Origin of the sequence: Adhaeribacter swui, from assembly GCF_014217805.1 — a bacterium.
Lineage (GTDB): Bacteria > Bacteroidota > Bacteroidia > Cytophagales > Hymenobacteraceae > Adhaeribacter > Adhaeribacter swui.
This window is the reverse complement of sequence record NZ_CP055156.1, coordinates 4782845-4796600: the sequence shown is the minus strand read 5'-3', so window position 1 is coordinate 4796600 and position 13756 is coordinate 4782845. Positions and strand designations below refer to the sequence as shown.

Annotated in this window: 7 protein-coding genes; 4 read left to right on the top strand and 3 right to left on the bottom strand. The window is 41.8% G+C overall.

From position 1 onward, the window contains the following. Positions 1 to 3 precede the first annotated feature (3 nt). A complete protein-coding gene (locus tag HUW51_RS19840; protein WP_185271359.1) occupies positions 4 to 1089 on the bottom strand; it encodes a putative type IX sorting system protein PorV2 in 1086 nt (361 codons plus the stop codon). Positions 1090 to 1357: 268 nt separating this feature from the next. Here HUW51_RS19840 and HUW51_RS19835 point away from each other — a divergent pair, with 268 nt between their 5' ends. The 3 genes from HUW51_RS19835 (at position 1358) to HUW51_RS19825 (ending at position 6109) form a co-directional block, all read left to right on the top strand. Further along, positions 1358 to 1699, top strand: a complete 342-nt coding sequence (locus HUW51_RS19835) for a PadR family transcriptional regulator (RefSeq protein WP_185271358.1) — start codon at positions 1358 to 1360, stop codon at positions 1697 to 1699. Then, positions 1696 to 4272, top strand: coding sequence for a GIN domain-containing protein (locus HUW51_RS19830; protein ID WP_185271357.1), 2577 nt, complete (start codon positions 1696 to 1698; stop codon positions 4270 to 4272). Before HUW51_RS19835 ends, HUW51_RS19830 begins: the two co-directional genes overlap by 4 nt. Positions 4273 to 4498: 226 nt before the next feature. Then, complete coding sequence (locus HUW51_RS19825; RefSeq protein ID WP_185271356.1) at positions 4499 to 6109, top strand: ArnT family glycosyltransferase; 1611 nt, start codon at positions 4499 to 4501, stop codon at positions 6107 to 6109. Positions 6110 to 6142: 33 nt separating this feature from the next. Here the strand turns inward: HUW51_RS19825 and HUW51_RS19820 are convergent, their stop codons facing one another. Together HUW51_RS19820 and HUW51_RS19815 are read right to left on the bottom strand one after the other, a co-directional pair. Further along, on the bottom strand, positions 6143 to 7561 hold the full coding sequence (locus tag HUW51_RS19820; protein WP_185271355.1) for a CCA tRNA nucleotidyltransferase: 1419 nt from the start codon (positions 7559 to 7561) through the stop codon (positions 6143 to 6145). 1290 nt (positions 7562 to 8851) lie between these two features. Beyond that, the gene (locus HUW51_RS19815) at positions 8852 to 9169 is read right to left on the bottom strand and encodes a hypothetical protein (protein ID WP_185271354.1); all 318 of its coding nucleotides are present in this window, start codon (positions 9167 to 9169) and stop codon (positions 8852 to 8854) included. 211 nt (positions 9170 to 9380) lie between these two features. Between HUW51_RS19815 and HUW51_RS19810 the strand changes: the two genes are divergently transcribed. Next, entirely contained in the window at positions 9381 to 13721 is a 4341-nt protein-coding gene (locus HUW51_RS19810) for an Ig-like domain-containing protein (RefSeq protein WP_185271353.1), read from the top strand. The last annotated feature ends 35 nt before the right edge of the window (positions 13722 to 13756 follow it).

Genomic DNA, 13756 nt, shown 5'->3' with positions numbered 1-13756 from the left:
CTACTATTTATCAAAAGCATAACCCAACGAAACAATAATTGAAGAAACTTCGACATTATCGGCTACTTTCGACAAAGCCAAATCTAATTGCAAGCCGTTGGTGGCAATACCTACTCCAAAGTTTGGTTGAAACTGCCAGGATTTTTGATTATTAAATTCTTTTATCTGTTGCAAATTATTCATCCCGGCCCGGATAAATACCAGGTGGTTGTAGTTTAGCTCCAAAGCAATTTTCGGATCGAGGGAAAAAACCGGGGTTTTGACTAACACATTACGTTTGCCATCAAAAGTAAAATCTACATCGGCAGCAACTAACAAACCTAAATTCTTGGGCAAGTCTATCGTTCGGGCAGCCCCGAGTATCAGGCGGGGTAAAGTGATTTCAATAGTATTTTTGGGCAAAGTAGCCGTAGAATCTACCAAAAGCTGCGAGTAGCGCATTTCATCGGGGTTGTGGCTCCAGGCATTAAAAGTAGTGGTTATGTCGCGGGCCATTACTCCGAACTGCCATTTTTTGTACTGTAATTGCGCCCCGGCATCTAAGCCAAAGCCCCAGGCTGTAGCAAAAGCCCCCACGTTGCGGTAAATAATTTTAGCGTTAGCGCCTAATTGCAAACCTTTAATTAAATTACTCTTGCGAGCGTACGAAACTAAAAAGGCGTAATCGGCTACCGAGAAAAAACGGATGCTGTCGTACTGGTAATAGCCGTATTCGTGATTTTTTAAGCGACGGGTATCAGCAATATCGTCCACGCCGGAGCGGGTAATGGAAAAACCCAGTGCACTGCTGGAATCCAGAGGCAGGGCAAACGCCCCAAAATCGTTTTTAACAATACCTGCAAACAGCTCGGAATGCATTAAGCTAACGTTGTATTTATGCGGCAATTGCAGCAAACCGGCCGGGTTCCAGTAACCGGCGGTAGCATCGCTTACAAAACCCACCTGCACGTTGCCCATACCCAGGGCCCGCCCTCCTACACCAATGTTTAAAAATTCGTTGCTGTATTTAGGCGCCGAAATCTGGCTTAATGCAGTAAGTGGAAGTAAAAAAATTAAAAATAGTAGAATGGATAAAATTTTTTTTTGCATAGAAAACGTACTGCTTAACTCCTATTTACAAAATGCATAGCGTAACAATAAAACTTATTATAGTGCAATGTATTCTTCTGTTACAAGCAAGATAATAATTTAATTCTTCTAATTTTTATAGTTGCTCTCAAATATTCCGGGGTAAAACAATCTATTTTTTAAAAAAATTTATTTCCGGAGCTGCGCAACAAAAAATAAATTTGTCAAGTACCTTGTTTTACATAGTACCTTATAATATCTTTGTATCGAACATTAAACCTAAACCATCATGAAAGTAGAAAACACACAAGTGCAGATGCGGAAGGGAATTCTGGAGTTCTGCATTTTGGAAATTATCTCTCGTGGTGAAGTCTACGCATCGGATATGCTCGATGAGCTAACCGCTGCTAAAATGATTGTGGTAGAGGGCACGCTTTACCCGCTGCTTACCCGCCTCAAAAATGCCGGACTTCTCGACTACTCCTGGGTGGAGTCCACGGCCGGACCACCCCGTAAGTATTATACCTTAACCGAAACCGGCAAAGAGTTTTTAGAGCAATTGCGCCAAACCTGGCTGGAAGTAGTGTCCTCTATCGAGTTCATAACGAAGCATAAAAAACAAGCATCATGAAAAAGAATATAAGTATCAACTTGCAAGGCCTTATCTTCCATATCGAAGAAGATGGTTACGAGCAACTGCGGCAATATTTAGCCGCGATAAAAACATACTTTTCTAATTATGCGGGTCACGAGGAGATTGTTGCGGATATTGAAGGCAGAATAGCAGAAGTATTTTCGGGCAAGTTAAACCCGGGTAAACAAGTAATTACCCAGGAAGACGTACAAGCTTTAATTACCCAAATGGGCAGCGTACAAGACTTTGCCAGTATTGAGGAAGAAGAAGACTTAAACCAGGCTTACAGCGCTACCAATCAGTCGGCCAATGCTTCTGGTTCCACTTCAAATCAATCGTATACGCATACCCAAACCCAAAGCGACAATAGCCAAAGCAGCTCTTCGGTTAATGCCGGCCCTAGACGCTTATACCGCGACGTAAACCGCAAAGTAATTGGCGGCGTATCGGCCGGTATAGCAAACTATCTGGGCATCGATTCTATCTGGGTTCGTTTGGTGTTTGTTTTTCTTTTCTTATTGGGCGTATTTACCGCCGGGATTTCTGCCGGGTTAATTGGTTTTATTTACGCACTGTGCTGGATTGCTTTGCCAAAAAGCTATACTCTGGCCGAAGTAAACGCCCGTAAACTTTTCCGCGACCCCTTAGATAAAAAACTTGGCGGGGTGTGCAGCGGCTTGGGATTGTATTTTGGAATGGACGTCGGGATTGTGCGGTTGCTCTTTTTACTTTCGGTGTTATTCGGCGGTTTAGGTGTTCCCATTTACATTGTATTGTGGCTAGTGGTTCCGCTAGCCACCACCATTACCGACCGGGTGCAGATGCAAGGTAATCCGGTAACTTTATCGGGTATTGAAGAGTCGCTGAAAAATAATTTGCGCATGCAAGACGAAACCGGCCAGGAAAGTACTTTAGCCCGCGTGCTTTTGTTTCCGGTGCGTTTAGTGGCCCAGGTGCTGGAAGTTATTGCCCGTACGTTAAAACCTTTCTTTAATTTTCTTGGCTCGGCCATCCGCATTTTTGCCGGTATTATCTTATTAGTTATTTCCTTAGGGTTTATTTTTGCTTTATTCGTTGGTTTAGGTGCCGGCACCGGACTGATTGGCGAAGAATACTTTAACGGTTTTGATGGCCCCATGCAATTATTTGCCCGCGACTTTCCGGGTTACGGTATGGTGGCCGGCTTTCTGGCTGGTTTTATCCCGAGTTTGTTTTTATTAATGATTGCCATTGGTTTATTAACCAAGCGCTTTTTCTTAAAACCTTCGGTGGGCTGGTCGATGTTTGCGGTATGGGTAGTAAGTTTATTTACCATGGGCAGCGCTATTTTTGTGTTCCAGCAAAACTTTAACGAACGCGGCGAATACATCACCGAAAAAACGTTTACCATTGAAACTATTCCTACAGTACAATTAAACGCCCGCAATGCCAGCATGCCCATGCAACGCTGGGTTAACGAAGTAGAATTTGGCAGCGTAAAAACCCCTAACATGCGGGTAGTGCAGGAATTCCGGGCCAAGGGCCGTACCGAAGAAGAAGCCATTCGCAATGCCCAAATGTTGGACTACCGCATTCAGCAACGCGACTCTACGTTGATTTTCGACCGGCAGGCGCGAATAAACAAAGGCGGCGCTTTCCGGGATCAGGACTTAAGTTTGAAAATTTACCTGCCGCAGAATAAAAAATTCCGCCTGAACCAGGAGTTTGTGTACATGGCGTCTAATTACTTCGACAAAGACTATGATTTTGAAAAAATAAACCTGCGCCGCAGCATTTGGGAATTCCGCGACGATAAGTTTACCTGCGCTACCTGCCCCGAAAAAGTAGTGGAAGAAAACCACGACGAAAATCAGGAAGAACAAAACGACTTTGATATTGCCGATGTAGATATTAATGTACTGGATAATGATTTACTCGGAGCTTGGGAAGATTACGGATCAGAAGAAAAAACCTTTGATATCCGGGATTTTGAAAACGTAGAAGCTGGTGGCGCTTACCACGTCCGGATTAAAAAAGGCGATAACTTTGAGGTGCGGGCCCGGGGCGACAACGAAGTGATGAAAAATTTAAAAGTGAATAAAAACGGCAGTACCCTGCAAATCAAATCCGAGGTAAATTTCTGGGATTTCACCAAAAATAACCGCGAAAACGTGCTTGTGGAAGTTACCTTACCGCATTTAAAAAGCGTAGATTTATCGGGGGCTGTGAAATCAGATATTTCCGGATTTGACGAAGATAAATGTGAAATAACCCAGTCCGGGGCAGCTCAAACCAATATTGGAATAAATGCTAACAAACTGGAAATAGATTTATCCGGTGCGGCCAAAACGAATATTGCGGGCCGGGCTGATGAGTTACAACTTACGGCTTCCGGTGCTTGTAATGTGCAGGCTGGCAGCTTAAGAAGCCGAGTAGCAGACTTAAATTTATCCGGTGCATCTAAAGCCAACATTTACGTTACCGAAAAACTGACCGCCGATGCTTCGGGCGTTAGTAATATTACTTACCGCGGCAATCCGAGCAACGTGGATAGCGATGTTTCCGGCGCATCTAAAGTTCGAAAAAATTAAAAATTTCCTTTGTTGTTTAAGAAAAGACTAAAGTTACTGACTTTAGTCTTTTTTTGTTTTGAGCCACTTAAACGGAATTTAACGAAATTTTAAAAATTTACTTTTTCCTAAATAAACCCTTAAACCGGCAAAGCAACCAATCTTTTGAATTCACTGGCTGGTAAAATCCGAGGAAAACCGCAACTTGCGCCGCAAAAGATAAACCATTATTTAGCGACCCGATAGAGTGAAGCTTTTAACTTTAAACAAACCCACCAGCGTACTTTTTTTACTTTGGCTATTGGCCACCAGTTTAAATTTAACCAAAGCTTTTCATATTGATGATGCTTTCCATCTAGCGGCGGCGCAATGGATCGAACATCACCCCTTCCGGCCCATGTCGGGCAAAGTTCTCTGGGATTTTGGCTACGTACCCATTAGTCAATACAACCAACCGCCCTTGTATTTTTATTTTGTTTCCTGGGTAGGCCATGTGCTGGGTTACCGCGAAGTGCCGCTGCACCTGATGCAAGCGGTATTTACCCTGCTGGCTATTTATTTTTTTTATAAAATTGCCCGTTTATTAATTCCGGCTTATGCCTTACTCAGCACTGCGTTTTTGGTGTTAAATCCGGCTTTTCTGATTAACCAAAACCTGATGGTGGATATGCCATTGCTTAGTTTGCATTTGCTCTTTATCTATTTATTGATTAATCCAGAATTTAAATCAGATTGGCTCCGGTATGGCTTAGCGGGCTTTGTTTTAAGTTTAGCTTTATTGATTAAGTATACGTCTTTGCCCCTTCTGGTATTATTCAGTATTCATCTGGTTTTAAATAAGAAGTTTAAGTTTTTGATTACCGTGCTTATTCCCGTTGGGGTGTTGGCACTTTGGTCTTTAGCTAATTACTACGAGTTTAATTCCTTCCATCTTTTCCGGCCGACAGCGGGTTTTAACTTAAGGCACGTTGGTTCACAGTTATTAGCCTATGTGCTTACTTTAGGAGCAATAGTGCCTTTTAGTTTGGTTTATGTAGCCGGTTATTTTAAAGAACGCCGCCGGCTAGTTGCATCCGCAGTTGGGTTAACCATTAGCTTTTTAGTCCTGCTGATTTTAATTACCTACACTGGCTGGATTACCGAAAAAATTTCCCGGAAAGCATTATGGGTTTTGCACCTTTTAAATGGGGTAACCTTCCTTTTTTTAATAATCCGGGGCTGCTTACAAAACCTAAATTTCAAAAATTTAAAAAAATTTCTTACCTCCAGTTCCGGGTTGTTGATTTTATGGGCAGCAGGAATGGCAGGGTTTATTATATTATTTGCTCCTTTTATGGCCACCCGGCACGTGTTGTTGGTTTTACCCGTATTTCTGATTTTCGGGGCTAAATGGTTAGCTTACGCCAGCCAGAAAATAAAAATTATAACCTTATTATTTACCACGTGCCTCAGCTTAATTTTAGGTATTTCGGATTGGTTTTTTGCTGATTTGTACCGGCAAGAAGCCGCCACAGCCAGAAATAAAATTAAATCGAATGCTGTTGTGTGGACGGTAGGTTACTGGGGATGGCACTGGTACAGTCAGCAAGCCGGCATGCAACCTTATGTAGCCAGCCAGTCGCAACCAAACCAAAACGATTATTTTGTAATTCCGGCTAACTTACCGCATCAGGAATTTAAACAAAAAAACAAGTTGCGATTAATCGAGCAAAAAATCATTTACCGCAACTTTATAAGCTTTTTTGCCGGTTCCAACATTCCGGGCCTGTACTCCACCGATCGAAAAAATACTTCCTGGAAACTGACGCATTTACCCCTGGATACCATTCAGATTTACCAGGTACGGGAATCTTTTTAAAAATTCAGCAAAGCTTAAACAGTGGTGGGTTACTTAGCCATTTACCGGCACCAAGCCCATGGTTTGGCCTTTCTGGAGCATATAAGCAAATGCCTGATCGTATTCGTTTTTAATTTCGCCTTCCAGAATGGCTTCGGTTAAGCTTTCTTTAATTATACCAACCTCGCGGGAAGGTTTTAACCCAAAAGTAGCCATGATAATTTCGCCCGTAATAACCGGCTGAAAATTCCGCAGTTTATCGGTTTCTTCTACCTGCTTCATTTTCTGGTCTACTTTTTTAAAATTTTGCAAGTACTTCTTAACCTTATTATGGTCTTTAGAGGTAATATCGGCGTTGCACAGCACCATTAAATCATCAATATCGTCGCCGGCTTCGTACAGCAAGCGCCGCACCGCCGAGTCGGTGACGGAATCTTTTACTAAGGCAATAGGCCGCAAATGAAGCTTTACCAGCTTTTGCACGTAACGCATGTGCTCGTTTAAAGGCAATTTAAGCTCCGCAAAAATCTTGGGTACCTGGCGGGCGCCCCGGTCTTCGTGCCCGTGAAAAGTCCAGCCTACTTTCTCGGAATAACGTTTGGTTTCGGGCTTGGCAATGTCGTGCAGAATGGCGGCCCAGCGCAGCCACAAATTATCTGAAGTTTTGGCTACATTATCCAGCACCTGCAAAGTGTGGTAAAAATTATCTTTGTGGGTATTGCCATTAATGGTTTCTACGCCTTGTAAAGCGGTCATTTTCGGAAAAATTAATTCCAGCAAACCGCATTGATACAGTAACTTAAAACCATAAGAGGGCGTTTTAGCCAGAATTATTTTATTTAGCTCATCGGCAATCCGCTCTTTCGAGATAATTTGAATGCGTTCTTTGTTGCGGCTAAGGGCGTCGTAGGTATCCGGATCAATATCAAAATCTAACTGCGTAGCAAACCGGATGGCCCGCATCATGCGCAAAGGATCGTCGGTGAAGGTAATATCGGGGTCTAGCGGCGTTTTCATTATCTTCCGCCGAATGTCCCCCACCCCGTTGAAAGCATCGATTAAAGCACCAAAATTATCTTGGTTTAACGATATGCCTAAAGCATTGATGGTAAAATCGCGGCGGTTTAAATCGTCCTGCAAAGTGCCGGCCTCTACTTCGGGTTTCCGGGAATTGCTGCGGTACGACTCCCGCCGGGCGCCCACAAATTCTACTTCCCAGTCATCGGTGCGCAACATGGCCGTACCAAAATTTTTAAAAATGGTAACTGACGGCTTTTCCGGTAACAGATTAGCTACCTTTTGCGCCAGCGCAGGGCCATCGCCTACGCAAACCACATCAATATCTTTCGAAGGCCTTTTTAAAATTAAGTCACGCACAAAACCGCCAATAACGTAAGTTTCTACTTGCAATTGGGCGGCTGCTTCGGCAATTATTTTAAAAATGCGATGTTCCGGTAACGAGATGGTTTGCATAAATTAATCCAGGTTGAGCCTGCAAAAATATACATTTATCATTGGCTGACATTATTTGTGAAGATTCCACCTAGTAAAAAGATGTTTTGTGGTTTTATTATCCGCAATGTTTTAAAATTATGGTGATATTATTTCAATTTTTAATTGGTAAATAGCCGATTTATGTTTTTCATATGCCTTGATTATAAAATGCTTTAGTCGAAATTAACAGATGATGGTGGTTAATTGATGAAAATTCCTTTAATTTCTTTTAAGCAATCTCTTCTGAATACTTCAAATGAGGTTATAAATTGTTGCATGATAAACTATAAGATTGATACCACCATTATATAAAAGTGCAATTTAAGTTATAATAAAAGATGTATTCTTAAAGCCTTTAATTTATTTTTAATAAAATTTTAATTTAATTATTCTTATAAATATTTAAATTTAAATTATTTAAAAATTTAGTAATATAAAAGGCCAGTATTAATTTGCCTTAATTTTAAAGTAGGTTTAACGAGTAAAATAAGGTGTTTATCGACATTTTTTTTAAGTTCAACTAAAATTTAATTCCCCTCCTTTATAGCAAATGCTGGTATATAACAATTGTAAATATATTTGTTAAGTATCACCAATATAGTACTTTTTTTATATGGTTGTTGCTAATACAAAATTTTCCAGAATTTGGAAGATAAATACAATTTTCGTTTTATTTTTATTATTTATAAATCAAGCCTGGGGCCAAACGCCAGGTCTTATTTTTAAAAAATCCACAGCTGCTACTCCTCAGGTTTTAGATCCGAATGGGGATGGATATGTTTCTAAAACAACCGCCGGATTTAGTGGAACGGATGTGGGCAGTACCGCCAGTGAGATTCCTTATAGATCCTTACCTTTGTTTGGTTCAGAACCTTTAGGAGATATTTCTACCGGAGCAAATGGTGGTCAAACAGATTTAGCCCAGCCGCCCTGGGGGATGTATTTTGATGATAAAGGAAATATTTTATGCCGGGTTCGGGTGGGGAGCACCTCTACTGCTTCCAAAGGTTTTAGTATTCTATTAGATACGGATAATACCTTTGCCACTCCTGCCAATCCAACCAACCCCACCGGGTACGCTGCCGCTAATCCGGGTTTTGAGTTTGAATTATTACTGGCTACTAACTTTAATGTTCGATTAATTGATCATCGGCCAGTAAATGGGGTCGCATCCTCCATTATTGTTTTTAATGGTGACGTTAACCAATATTCCCAAAGAAGTGTTGCTCTTACGAGAAACGGAGACGATGCAGATTATTTTTACGATTTTTATATACCACTTTCTGCCTTTAATGGTGCCATTACTGCCAGTACACCGTTGCGTATGTCGGGTACTACTATAACCAGTGCGCAAAGCGGTATTTCGGGAACGGCTGCTGATGTTGGGGGCGTAGACGACCGTTTATATGGCAACAACCCCCAAACCATCTGGCGCAACGTGATTAACAGCTTTCCACCTACCACTTTATCCCAGTTACAAGCTGGAGAATTTTGTAGAGGAACTCCAACCGCACCCGTACTGAACAATCCACCTATCCGGGTTAATGCTACCTCTTTTACCGGTACCTCTTCAGAAATAGGAGGCATTGTAAAGCTTTATAAAGCTGCTTCTGCCTCTGCCACGCCAACAGAAATTATATCCACCACTACTGTTACAGTGGCAAGTGACAGAACCTGGTCTTTTCCGGTACCCTCCGGAACAACCTTGGCCGCGGGTGAAGTAATTACCGCTAAAATTTTCTACGCCAATACAGCGGGTTGTGCGGAAGTATATTCACCAGCTTCGAATGCGGTTACAGTGGCTAATTTACAGGCTGGTACCTGTACCACCACGGCGCCTTCCAGTATTGCTCTTGAGAGTGGTTCTAAAACATTACTTATAACCTCCGCCTATGCCGGTTTAACTACCAGCACTTTAAAAATTTACCGGGATGGTGTTGTATTTACAGGAACAGTTGCTCCGGTTAGCACTACCAGTCCTTATACTTATAGGTTTACCCCTTCTAATTCATGTACTCAATTTGCTTTCAGTTATGATTGTAGTAGTACTGGTAAAGGCTCAGGAGCCTCAAGTTACGTGACTCTTTCTGCAACGGCAACTGTTAACGGCTGTGAATCGCCGCGATCTACTCAATATTACCTCACCGGTAACACATTAAATCCTACGCCTAATGCTACAACCACAGCTACACCAACCATTTCTACTTCCAATATATGTCCTAGTACTATAACTATAACTGGTACATCTGTAGCGAATGCTTTAATTTATTTATTTTCTAATGGTCAATCTGTTAGATCCGACGCAAATGGTGGCATAATATCGGTAGCAACTGCCAATGGCAACGGAGTCTGGTCTATTGATATGTCTTTATATGGTTTTACACTAAATGATGTAGTAACTGTGAAAGCCAAGGAACCAGGGGACCCTGCTACTTATTCTTCTGGTTTTAAAGGCCTTTCTGCTCCTTCAAATGGTGTTACTATTGGATCAACTTGCGGCGTACCTTCTATGGCCCCAGCTATCACTGGTAATTATTGTACATCTACTTCTATTATTTCTGTTACAGGTACTTCCTCCGAAGCGGCCGGAACTACTATTACTATTTATAAAACTGGGGTAAGCACTGCTTTAGCTACTGCAACGGTTAGTTCCGCTGGTTATTGGACGGCGACCATTCCAGCAAATCAATTAACTGGTGGCTCTACTTTTTATGCTACGGCAACGGCACCCAACAAAACGGTTAGCAGTAATTCGACTACTACAAGTGTATCAAGCAAGCCTAGTGGCAGTGCTATTACGATAAATGCAGTTACGGAAGGAGCAACTTCTATCACTGGATTCATTACAGGAACGGTTACTAACCCCAGCACTATCCGGATATATATTGATGGAACTCCTATCAGCCAAACTGCCACAGTTGCCGCAGCAGGAAACTGGACAGTATCGGGTATTCCGGCCAGCGAGGTGGCAGCTGGATTGCGGGTAACTGCAACCATTGCGGCTAATGCGAATACGGGTTGTTTAGAAAGTGACCCATCTACGGCTGTAACAATTTCCTGTACCCCCCCAAGTACAACTATCCCGTCCACCACTCTAACTTCGGCTAATACTTTTTGCAGCAATGGCGCTGCTAAAATATCTGTTGCTAATTCTGAAAATGGAGTGGTTTACGAAATGTACAATGTCAATACAAACATGGTAAGTGGTTCATCAGTTTTGGGAACAGGTGGTACTATTATTTTAACCTCCGCTGATTTAACTTCCAGTGCAACCCTTACGGTGAGAGCTTATAAAATAGGGGCTTCTTGCGGAAATGTAACTATAGCAAACAGTACGTATTCTATCACCGTTAATTTTCCACCGACTGTTTTTAATGTTTCGCCTTCTACTCAATCTACTTGTAATGGAGGCACGGCAACATTAACCTTATCTGGCTCTCAGTCCGGAGTTAATTATCAGCTCTATAATGGCAGTACACCCACCGGAAATCAGGTAACTGGGAATGGGGGAATCTTAACCCTGATTTCCGGCCCTTTAACTACCAATGCTACTCTTACGGTGCGGGCCATAGCACCCAGCGCTTGCAGCGACGTTACCATGAATGGATCTTCGACAGTAACTCTTTTTACCCCACCATCTGTTTTTAATGTAACACCATTAAGCCAAACAATTTGTACCGGCGGTACAGTCCAACTTTCCTTATCTGGTTCACAAAGTGGAATTAAATATCAAATATATAATGGCACCACTCCGAGCGGAGCCCAAGTAACAGGTACAGGAAATGCAATTACCTTAACTTCTGAAACACTGAGTTCTACCTCAACTTTAACGGTGCGGGCTATAGATCCAAATGGCTGTAACAATGTTGCTATGAATGGCTCTGCAACAATTACCGTAAATATTCCTCCAACCAAATTTGATTTAACTCCATCCAGCTTAACCATTTGTAAGGGCGGCACAGCCCAACTTTCCTTATCCGGGTCCCAATCTGGAGTTCAATATCAAATTTACGACGGTAGTACAGCAACTGGAAATTCAGTCACTGGGACAGGCAATGCCATCACAATTACTTCTGGAAATTTAAACACCAGCACCACTTTAACCGTGCAGGCGACAGCTCCTACTGGTTGTACCAATGTGACTATGGCGGGCTCCACTGTTGTAACCGTAAATAACCCACCCAATGTTTTCAGTATTACCTCTGGTAATAAAACTATATGCAGTGGAGGCACGGCCCAAATTACTATATCTGGTTCCCAGTCCGGTATTCAATATCAAATCTTTAATGGCAGTACGCCAACGGGAAATCCTGTAAATGGCACCGGAAACGCTATTACCCTTAACTCAGCCGCTTTATCGGCTAGTACAACATTAACGGTTCAAGCTATAGCTCTTGCTGGATGCAGCAATGTAACCATGACTGGATCAGCAGTTATTACCGTAAACTCTCCTCCTATTGCTTACAATGTATTAACCAGCAATTTAACAATTTGTAGCAGCAGCTCAGCAACTATAAATATTGCAAACTCCCAGTCTGGAGTTCAATATCAAATTTTTAACGGAAGTTCCCCTACCGGATCGGCAGTATTAAGTTCTGGAGGCGCAATAAACCTTATTTCAGGCCCTTTAACCGCCAACACAACTTTAACCGTTCAGGCAATTGCTCCTGGTGGGTGTAACAATGTTACCATGAATGGCTCTACTGCTGTTACAGTTAATAAACCTGCTTCGCTATTTAATATTTCTCCTAATAACCAAACCATTTGCAGTGGGAGCACCGCTCAGCTTACTTTAACTGGTTCTCAGTCCGGTGTTCAATACCAAATTTTTAATGGAACTACGCCCACAGGAAATCCGGTAAATGGTACTGGAAATAGTATAACTTTAACATCCGGAAGTTTAAGTGAAAACACCAGCTTAACGGTACAAGCTGTTGGTCCTACAGGTTGCAGCAATGTTACAATGTCTGGCACATCAATTATTACGGTTATAAAACCTGTTGTGCCTACCATTTCCAGTACACCAGCTTCTTTTTGCGGAAGTGGTTCTACGGTAATTTCAGTCACTAACCCACAAACCAATTATACCTATCAGTTATTCCGCAATAACAGTACTACACCCGAAGTTACCTGGGGAACTTATAATGGTTCAGGACTCCTGGATTTTTACGTTAACCTTAATCAAAATGCGTCCTTCACTGTTAAAGCATTCATTGGTACTTGTGCTGTTGTTACTTCTAATTCGGTTTCTTTGGCAGTTACTAATTGTGCCATTAATTACACAGTAAGCCCGGCTTATGCCCGGAGCGAATACGTTTTTAAAGAAATAATTGCTACACCTAAATTACAAAATGGTAAACAATATACTTTTACCGGTACTAATTTTTTACCAGGTACCAGTGTAGATCTTACAACCGGTAAAATTTATGTTTCGGATTTATCTACCTTAACTTCCGGAACCCGAACCGTTAATATTACCGCTACTGAAGCTGGTACCGGAATTATTACGGAAATTCCGGTTACGTATAGTGTAAGTCCGGATGGTAATCCTACGGCTGCCACACGTTTTAATCCACCAGTTGTTTTGCCGGTTTCTTTGTTGTATTTTAAGGGTACTCTTCAAAATGGCAAGGTCCATTTAACCTGGGCTACTGCTACGGAAAGAAACAACCAGTACTTCGTCGTTGAAAGAAGTTTAGATGCCATAACTTTTAACCATATTGGCCAGGTTGAAGGTGCCGGAAATAGTAATGCTTTACTTACATATTCTTTTGAGGATACCTATGCAACAACCTCAGCAATTTATTATCGCTTAAAGCAAGTTGATTTTGATGGTAAATTCAAATATAGCCAAATTATAGTCCTGAATAGCCATGGTGGAGCAAAAGTTGAAAAAGTATTTGCTTATCCGAACCCGACCCAAAAGGATGTAAGAATTTATGTACCTGAAAAGCTGAATTTTAAAACAACTATCCAGATTTGGGATGTTGCCGGCCAATTAATAAAAACTGAGTCGAGAAATGACGTAGCTGGCCGGCAGTATATTGATCTGGACTTACAAAGCTTTGCAGTTGGTACTTATATTGTTTCGATACAAACCGGATCAGAAAATTTCATTCTCCGGATTATCCGGCAATAATTCCATAGGAGAAAGGACTAATTTTTAGTCCATAG